The 16,409-nt window shown below is 67.4% G+C and carries 18 protein-coding genes and 1 riboswitch; of the genes, 11 read left to right on the plus strand and 7 right to left on the minus strand.

The features are described 5' to 3' along the window. The first annotated feature begins 21 nt into the window (after nt 1–21). From ACIP5Y_RS11825 to ACIP5Y_RS11845, 5 genes are all read left to right on the plus strand, one after another. Nucleotides 22–213 (plus strand): hypothetical protein, encoded by a 192-nt coding sequence (locus ACIP5Y_RS11825; RefSeq protein WP_400349755.1) that lies wholly within the window; start codon nt 22–24, stop codon nt 211–213. Nucleotides 214–371: 158 nt separating this feature from the next. Then, nucleotides 372–1,283 carry an AraC family transcriptional regulator ligand-binding domain-containing protein gene (locus ACIP5Y_RS11830; RefSeq protein WP_400349756.1) on the plus strand — a complete coding sequence of 304 codons (912 nt, stop codon included), beginning with the start codon at nt 372–374 and terminating at the stop codon, nt 1,281–1,283. After that, nucleotides 1,267–2,169 (plus strand): AraC family transcriptional regulator ligand-binding domain-containing protein, encoded by a 903-nt coding sequence (locus tag ACIP5Y_RS11835; protein ID WP_400349757.1) that lies wholly within the window; start codon nt 1,267–1,269, stop codon nt 2,167–2,169. Before ACIP5Y_RS11830 ends, ACIP5Y_RS11835 begins: the two co-directional genes overlap by 17 nt. Before the next feature lie 10 nt (nt 2,170–2,179). Further along, a complete protein-coding gene (locus ACIP5Y_RS11840; protein ID WP_400349758.1) occupies nt 2,180–3,172 on the plus strand; it encodes an AraC family transcriptional regulator ligand-binding domain-containing protein in 993 nt (330 codons plus the stop codon). A 363-nt stretch (nt 3,173–3,535) separates the two neighbouring features. Further along, on the plus strand, nt 3,536–3,727 hold the full coding sequence (locus tag ACIP5Y_RS11845; protein ID WP_400349759.1) for a hypothetical protein: 192 nt from the start codon (nt 3,536–3,538) through the stop codon (nt 3,725–3,727). 40 nt (nt 3,728–3,767) lie between these two features. Here the strand turns inward: ACIP5Y_RS11845 and ACIP5Y_RS11850 are convergent, their stop codons facing one another. Both ACIP5Y_RS11850 and ACIP5Y_RS11855 read right to left on the minus strand, forming a co-directional pair. Beyond that, the gene (locus ACIP5Y_RS11850; RefSeq protein WP_400349760.1) at nt 3,768–4,289 is read right to left on the minus strand and encodes a DUF3558 domain-containing protein; all 522 of its coding nucleotides are present in this window, start codon (nt 4,287–4,289) and stop codon (nt 3,768–3,770) included. Continuing rightward, the gene (locus ACIP5Y_RS11855; RefSeq protein WP_400349761.1) at nt 4,289–4,816 is read right to left on the minus strand and encodes a DUF3558 domain-containing protein; all 528 of its coding nucleotides are present in this window, start codon (nt 4,814–4,816) and stop codon (nt 4,289–4,291) included. The genes ACIP5Y_RS11850 and ACIP5Y_RS11855 overlap by 1 nt, the downstream gene beginning before the upstream one ends. Nucleotides 4,817–4,897: 81 nt before the next feature. After that, nucleotides 4,898–5,068: riboswitch (M-box (ykoK) riboswitch) on the plus strand. A gap of 181 nt (nt 5,069–5,249) precedes the next feature. On the opposite strand from ACIP5Y_RS11855, the gene ACIP5Y_RS11860 reads away from it, so the two are divergent. The 3 genes from ACIP5Y_RS11860 to ACIP5Y_RS11870 all read left to right on the plus strand — a co-directional run bounded on the left by ACIP5Y_RS11860 (nt 5,250) and on the right by ACIP5Y_RS11870 (nt 9,111). Continuing rightward, nucleotides 5,250–5,999, plus strand: coding sequence for a hypothetical protein (locus ACIP5Y_RS11860; protein ID WP_400349762.1), 750 nt, complete (start codon nt 5,250–5,252; stop codon nt 5,997–5,999). Continuing rightward, nucleotides 5,999–7,756, plus strand: coding sequence for an ABC transporter permease (locus ACIP5Y_RS11865; protein ID WP_400349763.1), 1,758 nt, complete (start codon nt 5,999–6,001; stop codon nt 7,754–7,756). Before ACIP5Y_RS11860 ends, ACIP5Y_RS11865 begins: the two co-directional genes overlap by 1 nt. Before the next feature lie 68 nt (nt 7,757–7,824). Then, nucleotides 7,825–9,111 carry a nitrate/sulfonate/bicarbonate ABC transporter ATP-binding protein gene (locus ACIP5Y_RS11870; protein ID WP_400349764.1) on the plus strand — a complete coding sequence of 429 codons (1,287 nt, stop codon included), beginning with the start codon at nt 7,825–7,827 and terminating at the stop codon, nt 9,109–9,111. 271 nt (nt 9,112–9,382) lie between these two features. On the opposite strand, the gene ACIP5Y_RS11875 is transcribed toward ACIP5Y_RS11870, so the two are convergent. Genes ACIP5Y_RS11875 through ACIP5Y_RS11885 form a run of 3 tightly spaced genes read right to left on the minus strand, consistent with a single transcriptional unit; the run spans nt 9,383 to nt 11,920 of the window. Next, the gene (locus ACIP5Y_RS11875; RefSeq protein WP_400349765.1) at nt 9,383–10,366 is read right to left on the minus strand and encodes a DNA polymerase domain-containing protein; all 984 of its coding nucleotides are present in this window, start codon (nt 10,364–10,366) and stop codon (nt 9,383–9,385) included. Nucleotides 10,367–10,424: 58 nt separating this feature from the next. Continuing rightward, nucleotides 10,425–10,991 carry a YbhB/YbcL family Raf kinase inhibitor-like protein gene (locus ACIP5Y_RS11880; RefSeq protein WP_400349766.1) on the minus strand — a complete coding sequence of 189 codons (567 nt, stop codon included), beginning with the start codon at nt 10,989–10,991 and terminating at the stop codon, nt 10,425–10,427. Nucleotides 10,992–11,050: 59 nt separating this feature from the next. After that, on the minus strand, nt 11,051–11,920 hold the full coding sequence (locus ACIP5Y_RS11885; protein WP_400349767.1) for an alpha/beta hydrolase family esterase: 870 nt from the start codon (nt 11,918–11,920) through the stop codon (nt 11,051–11,053). Between the two features lie 65 nt (nt 11,921–11,985). Here ACIP5Y_RS11885 and ACIP5Y_RS11890 point away from each other — a divergent pair, with 65 nt between their 5' ends. Then, entirely contained in the window at nt 11,986–12,420 is a 435-nt protein-coding gene (locus ACIP5Y_RS11890) for a MarR family winged helix-turn-helix transcriptional regulator (protein WP_400349768.1), read from the plus strand. Nucleotides 12,421–12,521: 101 nt separating this feature from the next. Further along, nucleotides 12,522–12,869: a DoxX family protein gene (locus tag ACIP5Y_RS11895; RefSeq protein ID WP_400349769.1), complete on the plus strand. Its 348-nt coding sequence runs from the start codon at nt 12,522–12,524 to the stop codon at nt 12,867–12,869. Between the two features lie 28 nt (nt 12,870–12,897). Here the strand turns inward: ACIP5Y_RS11895 and ACIP5Y_RS11900 are convergent, their stop codons facing one another. Beyond that, the gene (locus tag ACIP5Y_RS11900; protein ID WP_400349770.1) at nt 12,898–13,335 is read right to left on the minus strand and encodes a MarR family winged helix-turn-helix transcriptional regulator; all 438 of its coding nucleotides are present in this window, start codon (nt 13,333–13,335) and stop codon (nt 12,898–12,900) included. Nucleotides 13,336–13,446: 111 nt separating this feature from the next. Here ACIP5Y_RS11900 and ACIP5Y_RS11905 point away from each other — a divergent pair, with 111 nt between their 5' ends. Further along, nucleotides 13,447–14,490, plus strand: coding sequence for a substrate-binding domain-containing protein (locus ACIP5Y_RS11905; protein ID WP_400349771.1), 1,044 nt, complete (start codon nt 13,447–13,449; stop codon nt 14,488–14,490). On the opposite strand, the gene ACIP5Y_RS11910 is transcribed toward ACIP5Y_RS11905, so the two are convergent. Beyond that, nucleotides 14,433–16,166 carry a purine-cytosine permease family protein gene (locus ACIP5Y_RS11910; RefSeq protein ID WP_400349772.1) on the minus strand — a complete coding sequence of 578 codons (1,734 nt, stop codon included), beginning with the start codon at nt 16,164–16,166 and terminating at the stop codon, nt 14,433–14,435. The genes ACIP5Y_RS11905 and ACIP5Y_RS11910 overlap by 58 nt on opposite strands. Nucleotides 16,167–16,409 lie beyond the last annotated feature (243 nt).

Consider the following 16,409-nt stretch of genomic DNA (forward strand, 5'->3'; position numbering starts at 1 on the left):
ACGACCGAACGGAGCCCCAGCGTGGTCCACACCGTGGAAACCGCCACCGCCTACGTCATCGAAGCCCTGGAAGCCAAGGGCACTGCCTCACACGAGGACTTCGACGTGCCCGGCATCGTCACCGCGACCCACAGTCTCTCGGGGACATGGGATTTTCACGTGGTGGACCAGGGCAGATTCTGGGGTATCGCAGCAACATTCCTGCGGCTCTGACGCCCGGGAGAATGCCTGCGCGCTGACCCGGAGGAACGCGCGGGCGGCTCGCCGCGCCGATCGGGCAAGGTAGCGGGTCTCACACTTCGGCGAATTCCCGGTTTTCCGGCGGGAATTCGCCGCAACATTCTCTTGTGCACACCTCCGACACCGTTCTGATGCCCAGGTTCATCCTGTCTCGCGCGGCCTCGGCGGGGATCGACCCGATCCGCCTGGCGCGCGCGGCCGGGATGCCGTCCTGGCTGCTCGCCGATACCGAGGCCCGTGTTCCCAGCGAGTACTTCCTGCGATTGTGGGAACTGCTGGAACGTGAAGCCGGAGATCCGGATACGACCTTGCGGGTGGTCGCCGGCTATCGGGTCGGCGAGTTCGGCCTGGTCGACTATCTGGTCTCCACCGCCGATACGCTCGGCGCCGGGCTCGCGGTGGCGGGCCCCTATGTCGGGACCGCGACCACCAACTATCGCTTCGAGGCCGGTGCGGTGACCGATGCCGAGGCGGCCTTCGAGCTCTACACCATCAATGGGGAAGGGCGGGGCCGGGAACTCGGCGCGCAAGCCGTGCTGGGCGTGCTGATCGCCAGGATCCGCCAGATGACGGGGCGACCCATCGATCCGCTGCGGGTGGCGTTCCGCCAGCCCGCGCCGCGCACGCGGCACGGCTTCGCCGATTTCTTCGGCACGGCCCGCATCGACTTCGGCGCACCGGTGGACGAGATCGCCTTCCGGCCGGACGATTTCGAATTGCCGCAGGTGACGGCCGATCCCATGCTGGCCCGGGTGCTGCTGCGGCATGCCGCCAATATGCCGCCACCGCCGCCGCGCACCACCGAATGGCCCGATCGGGTGGCCGATGTGCTGGCCGTGCTGCAGGACCGTGACTCCGAGCCGGCCCTGGATCAGGCGGCGCGCCGGCTTTTCACCAGTCCGCGCACGCTGCAACGCCGGCTGGCCGAATCCGGCACCACCTGGCGGCTCGAGGTGGATCGGGCCCGCAAACGTCATCTCGAACTGCTGGATGCGGAGCCCGGCCGATTACCGAGGGGAGTCGACCATGTCGACGTCGGATAGCGTGCTGCTACCGCGTTTCGTACTGACCCGGATGCGGGCGGCGGGCCTGGATCCGGTCGAGCTCGCCCGGGCGGCGGGTGCCGGGCATTGGGCGCTGGACGGGCCGCAGGCGAGCGTGCCGGGCCGGGTCTATCAACGGCTGTGGGAGTTGTTCGAACATCGCATCGGCGCACCGCACGTGGGGCTGCGCGCGGCCGAGCGATATGGGACGGGGGAATTGGGCATGATCGACTATCTGGTAGCCACCGCGCACACCGTCGGCGAGGGGTTCCGGGCGGCGGGGGAATTCGGTGGCCGGCTGAGCGATTCGCGGCAGTGGACGGTACTGGCGGAGTCCGAGCGCGAGACCACCTTCGCCGTGCGCAGCGTCACCGAGCAGACGCGGGGCGCGGAGCTGGCGGCGCAGGCGAGTTTCGCCTTCATGCTCTCGCGGGTCCGGCACGGGAGCAAGGCGCCCATAGCGGCGGCCAAGGTTGCCTTCCGGCAGCCGCCGCCGCGTCGGCACACCCCGTTCACCGAGTTCTTCGGCACCGCGGCAGTCGATTTCGAGGCCGACGCGAATACTCTGACACTGCGATCCGACGATCTGCGGCGGCCGATGCAGACCGCCGACCCGCGACTGGCGGCCGTGCTGCGGCGGGGCGCGGACGCCATGCCCCGGCGGACCCCGCCCGCCCGCGCATGGTCGGATCTGGTTGCCGCCGAGCTGGATTCGGCCGGCACGGAGTGCGCGATCGACGAGATGGCCAAGCGACTGCACACCAGTCCGCGGACGCTGCAACGCCGGCTGGCGGCGGCGGGCACCAGCTGGAGCCGCGAGCTCGCGGATGCCCGGCGGCGCACGCAGGCCCAGGTTCCGGCACCGCTGCACCGGCCCGTTCGGTGATGCACCGATCGTGAACACTCGATCGGAATTGACCGACAGCATTCTCATGGCGCGCTTCGCGCTCGAGCGCGCGGCCCGGCTGGGCCTGGATCCCGATCGGCTGGCCCGGCTTGCGGGCGTGCCGAATTGGCGGGAGGGCGGTGAGTCCGCACGGGTGTCGCATCGCTACTGCACCCGCGTGTGGGAGCTGCTGGAACAGCAGACCGGTAATCCGGATATCGCGCTGCGCGCCGCGGACGAGAGCACCATCGGCGAATTCGGGCTCCTGGAGTACCTGTTCCTGTCCGGCGAGACACTCGGCGGTGCGCTCGACGCGTGTGTACGCCATTCCGGCTGCCTGACAACGAGTTACAGTTTGCGGATTGCCGAGCGGACCGAGCATGAGGTCTGCTATGAGGTACTCGGCTTCACCGAGGAGGGCCGCGGACGAGAGTTGCTGGTGCAGGCCGCATTCGCGCTCATCATCGGCCGGGCGCGCGGCGCGACGCGGTATCCGCTGGTGCCGACGCGGGTTTCGTTCCGGCAGGCGGCCCCGGCGTCACGCACCGCCTTCACCGAGTTGTTCGGCGCCACCGCAATCGATTTCGGGTCCGGCTCGGACAGCATCACCTTGCGGGCAGCGGATCTGGCGCTGCCGATGAAGTCCGCGGATCCGGAGTTGACGGCAATTCTGCTGTCCTACGCGGCAACTCTGCCCGCGACCCCGGAGTCCGAGGTGACGTGGCTGGACCGGTTGGGCGCGGCGCTCGATGCGACACTGACGGAGGGTTCGGCGACGCTGGAGGTGGTGGCAAGACGGTTGCTGACCTCACCTAGATCATTACAGCGGCGGCTCACCGAGCACGGCACCAGCTGGCGCCGCGAACTCGATCTGGCGCGGCAGCGGAGATTGCGCCGGGCGGAACATCTTCCACGCGCTCAGCAGGCGGAATTCCTCGGTTACGCCGATCCCGCGAGCCTCCGCCGGGCGGTGCACAGGTGGCGCGGACGCGACGTTTCCTGAGTGATCCGACCCCGGTTGCACCCCCAAAAGGCACCTACCGTACGGTATTTGGGCAACTCCCCAGCAAGAGTTTGGCGCCCCTTCGACCGAGTTGGCGTTTTCGGAACTCCCCTGCGTCACTCGCCGAAACAAAACTGGACGGAAACGCCAGTGACGCGCCGGCCGCGAAGCGCGTCACGGCGTTCAGATGCGTGGCGCGGCCGACGATGTCCGTGGCCACGCATCGCCCCGCACGGCTGTTCCACTTTGCGTCACCAGTGCACTTCACACCACCGGAAATGCCCTGCACCACCGGAAATGCCCTGCACCGCCCGCACCGCCCCGCACGACCTACCCGGCCCGGTACTCGATTGGAGCTCGCATATGCCCCACACCGCAGAAACCGCCACCGCCTTCGTCATCACCGCCGTCGAGGCCAAGGGCACGGCCAGCCGTCACGACTTCGACATCCCGGCGATCGTGACCGCCACGCACAGCCTCACGGAGACCTGGGATTTCCACGCGGTGGACCAGAACATGTTCTGGAACATCGCTGCAACGTTTCTCAAGCACTGAGACGGCCCGGAAAAAGGCTGAAACAGGTTGCAGCAGACCGTCAGACGCCGTCCACCGCGAGGGTGGCCTCGGCCAAAGTCATTGCCGCGGCGCACGGATCCGGTTGCGCGGACCGGTCGCGGTTCTGCACCCACCAGGTGACGGTTCCGGTATCGGCCACCGTGACCGCGCAGCTGCCCGGATTGCCGGGGTCGTGCCAGTACATACCCGAGAAGTGCCGCACGACCACTCGTTCGATCTGATAACCGGACTGCCCGGCCACGTCGGCCTCGCGGCCCATGGTGTCGTTCTGCAGCCAGGCATAGGTGACATCGACGGGGGCGCCGGCCGAATTCCGGCCGGTCCAATTGCAGATGGTGGGCTGGCTCTGCTGTTTCAGACCGGTCACACCGATGATCTGCGCGATCTTCTGATCCTCGATCGGACCGCACCCGGCCAGCAGATTGGGGTCGACCGACTGCCGCACCGCCGAATCCCCGGAATGCTGCGTGCATCCCGACAGCGTCACCATGCCGGCCACCGCGGCCACGGCCAGCGCCAAACTCGTCCGGGCCCTGCGCATTACCCCTGCCCCGCCTTCGTCAAGGTCTCCGCGGCCAGCTGCTGGAGCGCCGAACACGGCTGTGGGCGGCTGTTTTCGGCAGTGTTCGCCTTGATGGACCAATCGATGAAGTCGGTGCCGCCGAAGGGCACGCCCACCTCGCACGATTGCGCGGAGGTCCACATCAGCCCGGATCGGCCGCCCACCGTCACCGTGGCCGGTGTGCTGTCGGTGATCTGATCGCGGCGCGCGTCGAGCCCGGCGCCACGGAACCAGTGGAAGATCACGGTGTAATCGCCGCCGCCGTCCGGCTGCCAGCTACAGCTGAACGGATTGACCGCAACGCGCTGCAGGCCTTGCACTCCCGTCGCCTGTGCGACATCGGAGTCGGAGAGCGCGCCGCAGAGCCCGACCGTGTTCGGGGAGGGCGCGATCGGCCCGGCGCTCGTGGTCGTCGGCGCGGCGGCCGGCCGGCCCGCATGCCCGCAGCCCGCTATCGCCACCCCGATCAGGGCGATCCCTGCCGCTGCCGATACTGCTCTCACCACGCCGACCAGAGTAGGCGACGTATCGAAGATGCGCCGAAAAGAAGCCTTTTGACTTTTTACGGGGCCTTTACTACGTTGGGTATTGCACCTCGATAGGCGAGGCTCCTGTACGAACACAGGCCACTGATCTGACGACGTCGAGAGACGCCCAAGGTTAGGACAGATTTCCCCGGATTAAGGGGTTATCCAAGGTGGCTTCCGTTCATAGCGATACGTCGTACAGTGCCGAAGCTCTGACGAGAGGGGTGTCTGCCCATCTCATGATCCACGGGCCTTCCTCCCAGCGTGCTCATCGGAATACACGCATGCGCAATTCCGGAACGACAGCGGAATTTCGCGAGAAAAATTCATCACCGTAGGCGCCACAGTGCCGATCGGTAAATTCGTGCTGCCCTGAATACAATTCGGGCAGCGATCACACGAGGCATAAAAGATGAGAATTCGTATGCTCGCGCTCGCCACCGCGACGATCACCACCACCGCCCTGGCGGGCCATGCCGTCGGCCTGGCCGAGCCGCCGGAACACACCGGTCCCGCCGAAGCCGCCACCCCCGCCGCTGCCATCGACGGACAGGCGCGGATCGAAGGCCGGTCGGTGGTGCTGCACACCGATGCCGGGTCGCTCCGGGTCGCCGGAAATCAGCTCCGCATCACCGATCCGGACGGCGTGACGCTCACGGCGATCCCGCTGACGATCATCCGGCAGGACACCGTTTTCCCGGTCGACGCGCAGGTGGACGGGACCACCGCGACCCTCACCCCGCGCACCGACCTGGGCCGGCCCGCCACCACGGAAGAACGCAGCCGGACGGCGCAACTCGACGCCGAGGCCCGCGCCACCCAGCCGATCCTGCTGGCGCAGCACATCTCCGATACCCCCGAGGATCGGATGAACACGGCCATGGCCAATGTCAACAACGAGCTCACCGTCGCACTCGCGGTGGGCACGCTGCTGGGCGCGATCGTCGGCGGGCCGCTGGGTTGTGTATTCACCGGTGCCCTCGGCACGGCGACCGCCGGGCCGCTGGGCACGATCGTCGGCTGTCTCGCAGGCGCGGTCGCCGGCGCCGGTATGGGCGTGGTCGTGTTCAACCTGATCATCGGCGTGCCCGCGCTGATCGCGTCGGCCGTCCACTACTACAACGTCATGACCGCCCCGCCCGGTCCGGAGGCGAACGACTGATGACACTCGACATCGCAATCCCGAACAGCCCCAAGACGACTCCGGACAGGCCGGCCGTCCGCAACCGGCTCCGCGCGACGGACTACCTGCTGATCGGCGCGGCCGCCGTACTGATCATCGTGGTGCTCAGGCTGTTCCGCGATATGACGGTGCCCTGGACGCCGGACACCGGGCAGGACACCGTTTCCACCGATCCGTCGAACCTGCCGTACTACGCGGCGCGGACCACGCTGCGCATGTTCCTCGGGCTGCTCGCGTCCATTGTGTTCACGTTGATCGTGGGACAGTGGGCGGCGCGGTCGCGGCGCGCCGAGAAGGTGCTCGTGCCCATGCTCGACGTGCTGCAGTCGGTACCGGTGCTGGCGCTGGTCTCGATCACGGTGACGGCGTTCGTGGCCCTGTTCCGCGGCTCGTACCTGGGTGCCGAGGCGGCGTGCATCTTCGCCATCTTCACCGCGCAGGCGTGGAACATGACCTTCGCCTACTACCAGGCACTGCGCAATATGCCCCGGGAGCTCGATGACGCGGCGCGCATGATGCGGCTGACCCGCTGGCAGCGGCTGTGGCGGCTGGAGGTGCCGACCGCTATGGTGCCGATGATCTGGAACGGCATGATGAGTTTCGGCGGCGCGTGGTTCATGCTCGCCTCGTCCGAGGTGATCACGGTCGCGGGTAATGATCAGGCACTGCCCGGCATGGGCAGTTTCATCGCCGCCGCCACCGCCGATGCGCAGGTCGGGGATCTCATGCTGGGCGCGGCGGTCATGGTGATCACCATCGTGCTGGTGAATGTCCTGTTCTGGCGGCCGTTCACGGCATGGTCGGAGCGCTTCCGGGTGGAGAACACCGAAAGTGCGCTGGCGCCACGGAGTCTGGTGCTCGACCTGCTGCGGCGCTCCACGCTGCCGGGCCGGACCGCGCGGCTGCTGCGGCCGGTCGGTGAGGGCCTCGACCGGGTCATGCGGGTGTTCGGGCACAGCACGCGGTCCGCGTACGACGACCGGCGCGACAGCCGCACCGGTGACGCGATCTTCTTCGGATTGTTGTTCGCGGCGCTGGCCTGGGGGACCTGGACGCTGGCCGCCTACTTCGAAAGAACCGTCGGCTTCGCGGAATTCGGGCCCACCACCCTCATGGGCCTGGCCAGCCTGCTCCGCGTGATCGTGCTGCTGGTGGTGTCCACGGTGGTGTGGGTGCCGATCGGCGTGTGGATCGGCATGAATCCGCGGGTCTGCCGGTTCGCGCAGCCGGTGGTGCAGGTGCTGGCCAGTTTCCCGGCGCAGTTCCTGTACATCTTCGTGATCGCGGCGCTCACCTACACGGGTGTCTCGCTGAATATCGGCGGCACCGTACTGATGGCGCTGGGTGCGCAGTGGTACGTGCTGTTCAATGTGATCGCCGCGGCCGGGCAGATTCCCACCGATCTGCGGGAGGCCATGGACGATCTGGGCGTGCACGGCCTGCAGCGCTGGAAGTCGTTGATACTGCCCGCGATCGCGCCCGGGTATGTGGTCGGCGCCATCACCGCCTTCGGCGGGGCGTGGAACGCGACGCTGGTCGGCGAGGTCGTCGAATCGGGGCACACCCATCTCGAGGCGTTCGGGCTCGGCGCGTACATCACCAATGCCACCGCCGCCGGTGACTTCGCCAAGGTGCTGCTGGGCACCTTCGTCATGAGCGTGGTCACGGTGGCCATCAACCGGCTGGTGTGGCGACGGCTGCAGGTGCAGGCCGAAAAACGTTTCGCGCTCGTGTAATTCAGCGCCTCGCGCTCGTGTGTATTTCAGCGCCTCGCGCGCTTGTCATTGATGTAGGGAGAACTACCATGTCCGCTCCGGTCATCACCGTGGATCGTGTCACCAAGAACTTCACCAACCCCTCCGGGGAGCAACTGCCTGTGCTCTCCGATGTCTGCCTGGAGCTGCGCGAAGGGGAAATCGTTGCGCTGCTCGGGAAATCCGGCTCCGGCAAGTCGACTCTGCTGCGGATCATCGCCGGTCTGGTGCGGCCCTCGGCCGGTACCGCGCGGCTGCGCAGCGCCGAGATCACCGAACCGTCCGCCGGTACCGCCATGGTCTTCCAGACCTTCGCGCTGCTGCCCTGGCTGACGGTGCGGGAGAATGTCGAACTCGGGCTGCGCGCACAGGGGATGCCGGCGTACGAGCGCGGTGAACGCGTCACCGATGCCATCGACATGATCGGTCTCGACGGTTTCGAGAACGCTTATCCCAAGGAGCTTTCCGGCGGTATGCGGCAGCGGGTCGGCTTCGCGCGCGCCCTGGTGGTGCAGCCGGAAGTGCTGCTCATGGACGAGCCGTTCTCGGCGCTGGACGTGCTCACCGCGGAGAACCTGCGCGGCGAGCTCATGCGCTTGTGGGGTGAGACCGCGTTCCCCACCAAGACCATGCTGATGGTCACCCACAATATCGAGGAGGCGGTGCTGCTGGCGGACCGAATCCTGGTGCTGGACAACAATCCCGGCCGCATCAAGGGTGAGATCCGGATCGGTCTCGAACACCCGCGGGATCCCCGCGGCGCGCACTTCCAGCAGCTGGTGGATCAGGCTTATCGCATGCTCACCGACTCGCCGTTCGACGGTGACCACGCGTCCATCACGCCGACCCCCACCACTCGGCCGCTGCCGGATGCGAGCGTGGACGGCATCGGCGGCATGCTGGATCTGGTGGCCGCCACCGGTGGTCGCGCCGACCTGCCAGATCTGGCCGCCGGGCTGCGTTTCGAACTCGACGACCTGATGCCCCTGGTGGATGCGGCCACCCTGCTCGGCCTGGCCACCGCCGCCGACGGCGATCTCGACCTGACCCTCGACGGCAGGCTCTTCACCGAGGCCGATATCGATACCGCCAAGGCGATTTTCGCGCGCCTGGCTCGCGCGAAGGCGCCACTGGTCGGCGCCATCGACCACGCGCTCACCAGCGCCCCGGGCGAACAGGTCCGCGACGGCCTGTTCCTCGACCTGCTACGCCGAGGCTTCACCGAAGACGCAGCACGGCAACAACTCCGGATCGCGGTCGACTGGGGCCGCTACGCCGAGCTCTACGAATACGACGCAGCGGAACGGCTGCTCACTCGGCACCCGATCCACGGCTGAACAGCAGTATCAATACGACGCGGCCGAACAGCTACTGACCCGGCACCCGATCCACGGCTGACGTCGGATGCTGCGTCCTCCTGGTGCGCCCTGGCCAGCTTCCGGGTGCGGCCGACGCTCTTCCGGGTTCGGCCGGCGCGCTTCAGGGTTCGGCTGGCGCGCTTCAGCGTTCGGCCGCGTTGGTTCAGGGTTTCAGAGTGCTGCCGCGTTGGTTCAGGGTTTCAGAGTGCTGCCGCGTTGGTTCAGGGTTTCAGAGTTCTGCTGCGGCGGTTCAGGGTTCGCGGCGGGCTTTGGCGCGGCGCTTGCCCTCGTGCATGGCTTGTACGCGGGCGACGGGGATGGTGTGGCCCTCGGCGATCAGGTCTTCGGGGAGCGCCTGGGGCGCGGGCATGTGCTCGGTCCAGGGGTCGCGGTCGCCGAGTTCCTTTGCGGCCGTGCGGATTGTGAAGTCGTGCGGGTCGATGGCGGGTAGGTCTGCCCAGCTGACGGGGAAGGACACCGTCGCGCCGGGGCGGATGCGCGGGCTGTAGGCGGCCACCACGGTGGCGCCGCCTGCCCGCGTCGAGTCCAGGAATACCTTGCCGCCGCGGTCTTCCCGGATGAAGGCGGTGGTCGCGAGGGCGGGGTCGAGGCGTTCGGCACGCGCGGCGATGGCGCGGGTGGCGGCCGCGGCGTCCTCCAGGTTGATGCCGGGCACGACGGGGACGAAGATGTGCACGCCTTTGGAGCCGCTGGTCTTCACCGCGCCGGCGAGGCCGTCGGCGGCCAGCGCCCGGCGGATCAGTTCGGCGGCGTCCACCACCTGACGGAAGGGCTGGTCCGGTGCGGGGTCGATATCCAGCACCAGATGGGTCGGGCTGCCGGAATAGTCGGCCAGGCCCTCGGCCAGCAGCAACGTGACGTGGTATTCCACGGCGCGCTGGTTGCCGAACCAGAGCAGGGTGCGCACATCGTCGCAGAGTGCGTACGTCACTTCACGTTTCGAGCTCTCCGCCCAGATCGTCTTGCGCTGCACCCAGTCCGGCGTGTACTTGGGCAGGTTCTTCTGCATGAAGGGTTCCTGCCCGGGCCGCACGCGCACCACGGACAGCGGCCGGTCCCGCAACTGCCGTACCAGCCGCTCCCCCACCGCCTCCAGATAGTCGATGAGATCGCCTTTGGACGCCTCCGCCCCGTCGAACAGCGGGCTGTCGAGACTGGTCAGCTTCACCCCGGCCCGGGCCCCGGCATCGGTCGGCCCACCAGCTTCGCTCATCGGCCCACCATGCGCCGGATCCCCAGCCGCGTCAACCGTCGCGGCCGGGGCCACCGGCTCAGGGACGCTCGTAGAATCCGTCGATGCGGCCACGGGCGTGGGCACGCGCGGCGGCCAGCACGTCGCGGGGTTTCGCTTCTTCCGGGCTCTTACCGCCCACTTCGGTGATCGGGGTGGTGAGAGCGAAGAGCTGGAAGGCGTATCGGTGTGGTCCGTGACCCTTGACCGGGGACGGGCCCATGTACTCGCGACCCCAGCCCGAGCGGAGCAGGCGAACGCCGGTCGGCGCGGACTCGGCACGCAGCGCACCGCGCGGCAGTGCCGTGCAGGCCGGGTCCAGGAGCGCGACGCAGTGCACGAAGGGCTGCGCCGTCGGGGCGTCGGGGTCCTCGACCACGAGTAGCAATTGGGCGGTTCCGGCCGGGGGTGCGGTCCAGGCCAGCGCGGGCGACTCGTCCTGACCGCCGGCGCGCTTACCCGCGTGGATCAGCGGCAGGGTGGTCTCGTGCGCGAAGTCGGCGCTGGTGACCTCGAGCTCGCCGGCGGCCGCCAGCTCGGGCAGGTTCCAGGCCATCTGGGCTTCACCCGCCCGCCGGTTGCGGAGAACTTTGCCGAGCAGTGCCATGTGAATCTTCCTGTCTACGTGTCTTTTACAGCTTTTCGGGGCTGGAGAGTCGGTGGTCGTTACAGCTTGCGTGCATCGGCGGGTATCAGCAGTGGCTCCGCGAATCGCCAGATCTCTTCGGTCGCATGGAATTCCAGTGATACGGCGAAGCCCGGGTAGTCCGCCCATTCGCCGGGGATCGGGATGCCGGGCCAGGTGTGGCCACCGCCGAATACCGTCCAGTCGACGACGCGGGTGCCGCCGGCGCCGGGACCGGAGGTGAAGCGGCGCGATTGCTCGGTGGTCACCGTTTCACCGGTCTCCGGGCAGTCGTCGAACGCCCGCCACTGTGCGGCCGATTCCGTCAAACCCAGTGTGCGGCCGCGTAGTTCGCCGTTCGGCCCGTGACGGCGCGAGTAGCCGCCCTCGATCGGCACGCCGAGATCGGCGTCGCCGTTGATGAGGATCGCAGATACGGCGCAGGCCGGCCGCAGCCCGGACAGATCGGCGGGGAGACCGCCTGCGACCGCCGCGAACACCGGCACCCGATCGCTCGCTTCCAATGCGATGCGGTGAGCCATGAACGCGCCATTGGAGATTCCCGCCACCAGCGTGCGTTCGGGATCGGTCCCGTAGCGTTCGGCGCAGTGTTCGATCAGCGCACGCAGGAAGGCCACATCGTCCACGCCCGCCACGTCGGCGGTGGTGGTGCCGCGGCCGTCGGCCCAGCAGCCACCCTGCCCGTGGGGGTAGACGACGGTGATGCCCCAGTCGGCGGCCCGCTCGGCGAAGCCGCTCCAGTCGGTCAGGTTGGGCTCGTCCAGCTCCGACTGGTTGCCGTGCAGCACCAGCACCAGCGGTGTACCCGGACGATCCGCCGCCCGTACCGCGTAGGTGCGTGGCTGTCCGTCGACCGTCAATTCACCGGCGACCAGATTCTCGTTCGCCATCAGCCGGTCCTCCCTCCGAAATACATGCAGTCCAACTGCGCAGTCTTCCTGTACTTTAATGAGTTGTGAGCAATCGGACAAGTGACCCAGCGGACCTCGCTGACGAACTACAGGACGTGGTCGGCGCCCTCGTGCGCCGGATGCGGTCGGCCTCGCCGAGCCGGGAGGTCTCGCTGACGCAGGTATCGATCCTGAAGCGCCTGGACCGGGAGGGCACGGCGACCGTGGCCGATCTGGCCCGCGCCGACAAGATCCGGCACCAGTCGGTCAATGTCGCGGTCGCCGCCCTGATCGAGCGCGGCCTGGTGCACAAGACCGCCGATACCGCCGATCTGCGCCGCAAACTGCTCGGGCTCACCGATGCCGGTCGCACCCTGCTGGCCGAGCGCCGTGAGGCGGGTTCCGGGCATATCGCCGAACTGATCGCCGACCGGATGGATCAGGCCGAGCAGCAGCAGGTTTCGGCGGCGCTGGTGCTGCTGCGCAGGCTCATCGAATAGCCGGTTCCGGACCGTGTGTCACACTCCTGCCCCGGAGTCCGTCATTCAGGTAATCGCGTATCACAACCCGGTGCGCGCAGCCTCGAAAGGAACGAACTCCCATGAACATCGCCTACCACGTAGTCGGAATCGTCGCTGCCCTGTGGGTCGGATTCTCGGGTTATTCGCTGTTCACCAAGCAGCAGTTCGTGGTCGAACCACTGCGGGAGTACGGGGTGCCGCAGACCTGGTGGAATCCGCTGGCGCTGGCCAAATCGGCGGGGGCGCTGGGCCTGGTGGTCGGCTTCTTCATCCCGGCGATCGGGGTGGCCGCCGCCATCGGCTTGATCCTCTATTTCCTGGGCGCGGCGGCGACCACCATTCGCGCCCACTCGTACAAGACCACGCCGTTCCCGCTGCTGTACCTGGCTCCCGCCGCCGCGACGCTGATATTGCAACTCGCACGGTGATGGAAACATCCGGGACCGGCGCCGCGACCTACAGCGGCGCCGGTTCGGTCATTGCTATCCGATCGACCAGCGCGGTAAGGGATTTCGTCAACGAGACGCCGCCGGCAAGCTGGGTGAGACCGCTCGCGGTGAGCGCCTCGGACATCACCTTGCGTGTCAATTGACCTCGGCGCGTAGGGAAGACGAGCACGCGGCGACGGTCGGCGGCATCGACCTTGCGGTGCACCAGATTGTCGGCGATCATCGCGTCGATCAGCCGGGTGAGCGTGGCCGAGTTGAGCAGCGTGGCGTCGGCCAGCTGCGACATGGACAGTCCTTCGGCGTCGGCCACCGCATTCAGCACATGCCAACGGCCGACCGAGGATTCCCCGAGGCAGGCGGCGATCGCCCGGTCCAATTCCTGTGATGCCCGCCGCACGAGTCGGGCCAGATCATCCAGGGCGGCCAGGGCGGTGCTATCGTCCACAAAAGCACTGTACAGCGCCGTTCGAATCATTTTCAGTTGCAAGCACTACGGTGGTGGTTCCCCGTGGCGATCCGGGATTATCAGGCTCGTGATCATCGGGCTCGGAGCACGGTGGATCTTGCCCTGGTGGTGCCGCTCAGCGGGCCTGCCGGAATGTTCGGTCCCTCGGCCGAGGCGTGTGCCGAACTCGCGCTGGAGGATATCAATGCGGCGGGCGGCATCCTGGATCGCCGGGTCCGCTTGCATCCGGTCGACGCGGGGCTGCCACTGCCCTTGCTGGCCGCGCGGATCGACGAGATGGTCGGCCGGGGCCTCGTGGACGGGGTGGTGGGCTGGCATCTGTCCAATGCGCGCAAGGTGATCACGCCGTACACCGCGGGCCGGGTGCCGTATGTCTACACCACCTTCTATGAGGGTGGGGAGAGTTCCGATGGTGTGTACATGGTCGGGGAAACCCCTGAGCAGCAACTGTTTCCGGCGCTGCGCTGGTTGCGCCGCGAGCTGGGCATCCGCCGGTGGTGCGTGATCGGCAACGATTACGTCTGGCCCCGGGAAACCGCCCGGGCCACAGTGGAATTCACGAAGACCACCGATATCGATGTGGTCGGCTGCTCGTTCGTGCCACTCGGCGGGCGTGATTTCACCGCGGCGCTCGGCCGCATCGCCGCCTCGCCCGCCCAGGGCGTGCTGTTGTTCATGGTGGGATCGGACTGCGCGGCCTTCAATCGCGCGTTCGCCGCGGCGGGTCTCGATGAGCACCGCATCCGGCTGAGCATGATGATCGGCGAGGACGTGCTCTACGCGGGCGGCCCCGACAGTGCGCGCGGATTGTTCACCGCCTCGGGCTATTTCGAGAGCGTGGTCTCCGCGGAGAGTATGGCCTTCAGCAGCCGCTACGAGAGCCGTTTCGGCACGCTCGCTCCGGCGCTGAACAATATCGGCGAATCCTGTTACGAGGGGCTGCTGCTTTTCGCCTCGCTCGCCGAGCAGGCCCGCAGCCTGGATCTGCGGGCCATCGAGTCGACCGCGTCCCATGTCACCTATCACGGTCCGCGCGGCGAGGTGCGGGTGCGCGGCGCGCACACCACCCAGCCGGTCTATGTGGCGGGCGCCGACCTGCTCCGTTTCGATGTCCAGGCCGAGCTGTCCGGTTGAGTCATCGGTGCCAGGCCCAGATCGACGGCCGCGACCGCACCGCCGGTGTACGCCGGTGATTGGCACTGCTCGGCACAGCCTTTGGTGAGCGTGCAGGTCAGCGAGGACACCGGGCCGCCGTGGAAGGGGCAGTCGTGCACCATGTCCGGCAGTTCGTAGCGCTTCCCGTCGACCACGTCGAGCAGGGTCTGCCCGGCCCACAACGGTTCCTTCTCGATCTCCTCACGGAGCGGATTCGGCCGTGCCAGATAGTATTTGCCGCCGGTGGCGACGGCGATGATCGGTGACAGCACCACCGCCACCGCCAGCGCCAGGTACGGCGACCATGCCTCGAGGAAAGCGCCGAACGCCCCGAAGTAGGCCACGATCGACAGCGCCGACCCGGCGAGCATGGACACGAACCCCACCGGGTTGATCGGATACAGGTAGGCCCGCTTGAACTCGATGTAGGGCGGGCTGATCTTCAGGATGCCCTTGTTGATCACCAGGTCCGCGACGATCGCGCCGATCCACGCGATGGCCACGTTCGAGTAGAACCCCAGGATCGTGTTCAGCACCGTGAACATGTTCCCGAGCATGAGCGCCAGCGCGATCCCGATGTGCAGCGCCAGCCACACCACCCGGCCGGGGTGCACGTGCAGCACCCGGCTGAAGAAGTTGGACCAGGACAGCGACCCCGAATACGCGTTCGTCACATTGATTTTGATCTGCGAGAGCAGCACCATGACGGTCGCGACGGCCAGCGCCGCGGCATGGCTGTGGATCAGCGCGCCGTACCCGCCCAGGAACTGTTCGATGGGTTCGGTGGCGCGGGTGAAGCCGACCTGACCGGCGACGTAGAACGCCAGGAAGGCGCCGCACAGCTGTTTGGCCGCACCGAGGATCACCCAGCCGGGGCCGGCCGCCAGCACCGCCGACCACCACCGCCAGGCCGGGGTCTCCGACTTCTCCGGCATGAATCGCAGGTAGTCGACCTGTTCGCCGATCTGCGCGATGAGCGAAAGCGCCACGCCCGCACCGGCTCCCACGCCGACGGCGGTCACCCGCGCGGTGCCGCCGTCGCCGGCCCAGGACAGGAAGCCGGAGAAGCCGGACGGATCGTCGATCGCGATGGCCACCAGTGGCGCCGCGAACAGGATCAGCCACAGCGGCTGGGTCCACACCTGGAACTTGGCGAGCGCCGACATCCCGTACAGGACAAGGGGAATGATGATCAGTGAGCCGATCACGTAACCCAGCGGCAGCGGGATGTGGAAGGCCAGCTTCATGGCCTGCGCCATGATCGAGCCCTCCAGCGCGAAGAAGATGAAGCAGAAGCTGGCGTAGATGACGCTGGTCAGCGTGGAACCGAAGTAGCCGAATCCGGCGCCGCGGGTGAGCAGATCCATGTCCAGGTTGTACTTGGCGGCGTAGTAGGCGATGGGGATGCCGGTCAGGAAGATCGTCACCGCGGCCACCAGGATCGCGATGACGGCGCTGGAGGCGCCGTGGGTGACGGCGATGGACGCGCCGATGGAGTAGTCGGCGAGGTAGGCGATGCCGCCCAGCGCGGTCACCGCGCACGCCATCGGGCTCCAGCGACGGAAGGACTTCGGCGCGTACCGCAGCGAGTAGTCCTCGATGTCGTCGCGCGCTGCCCACTCCTGAAACCGCCGCAGGCGGGTGCTTGTGCTCATGGTGTCGTTCTCCTAGCTGTCGAGGCCGGCGTGGCCCCGGGATCCAACGAGAACAGACCATAGAGTCAATAGTTTCATCTGAATATAATTCATTTGAAGGTTTACCTGGCGGATACCCTCGGCGGATCTCGTAACTCCCACTTAATCCAGCAGTTTCACCATCGAGACGCAGGGCGCTTTGTATCGTAGGCAACCGAAATACCTTCAAATGAAAACAATCCGGGCGGCTGGCCCGGGTACGGA

The organism is Nocardia sp. NPDC088792, from assembly GCF_044750615.1.
GTDB lineage: Bacteria > Actinomycetota > Actinomycetes > Mycobacteriales > Mycobacteriaceae > Nocardia.

Coding starts and splice junctions, on each gene's coding strand:
- ACIP5Y_RS11830 (WP_400349756.1), top strand. CDS start 372: ATGCCCAGGTTCATCCTGTCTCGCGCGGCCTCGGCGGGGATCGACCCG.
- ACIP5Y_RS11880 (WP_400349766.1), bottom strand. CDS start 10,991: ATGGCACTGCTCGGCAAAGTTCTCCGCAACCGGCGGGCGGGTGAAGCC.
- ACIP5Y_RS11885 (WP_400349767.1), bottom strand. CDS start 11,920: ATGGCGAACGAGAATCTGGTCGCCGGTGAATTGACGGTCGACGGACAG.
- ACIP5Y_RS11850 (WP_400349760.1), bottom strand. CDS start 4,289: ATGCGCAGGGCCCGGACGAGTTTGGCGCTGGCCGTGGCCGCGGTGGCC.
- ACIP5Y_RS11910 (WP_400349772.1), bottom strand. CDS start 16,166: ATGAGCACAAGCACCCGCCTGCGGCGGTTTCAGGAGTGGGCAGCGCGC.
- ACIP5Y_RS11860 (WP_400349762.1), top strand. CDS start 5,250: ATGAGAATTCGTATGCTCGCGCTCGCCACCGCGACGATCACCACCACC.
- ACIP5Y_RS11870 (WP_400349764.1), top strand. CDS start 7,825: ATGTCCGCTCCGGTCATCACCGTGGATCGTGTCACCAAGAACTTCACC.
- ACIP5Y_RS11845 (WP_400349759.1), top strand. CDS start 3,536: ATGCCCCACACCGCAGAAACCGCCACCGCCTTCGTCATCACCGCCGTC.
- ACIP5Y_RS11895 (WP_400349769.1), top strand. CDS start 12,522: ATGAACATCGCCTACCACGTAGTCGGAATCGTCGCTGCCCTGTGGGTC.
- ACIP5Y_RS11875 (WP_400349765.1), bottom strand. CDS start 10,366: ATGAGCGAAGCTGGTGGGCCGACCGATGCCGGGGCCCGGGCCGGGGTG.
- ACIP5Y_RS11865 (WP_400349763.1), top strand. CDS start 5,999: ATGACACTCGACATCGCAATCCCGAACAGCCCCAAGACGACTCCGGAC.
- ACIP5Y_RS11835 (WP_400349757.1), top strand. CDS start 1,267: ATGTCGACGTCGGATAGCGTGCTGCTACCGCGTTTCGTACTGACCCGG.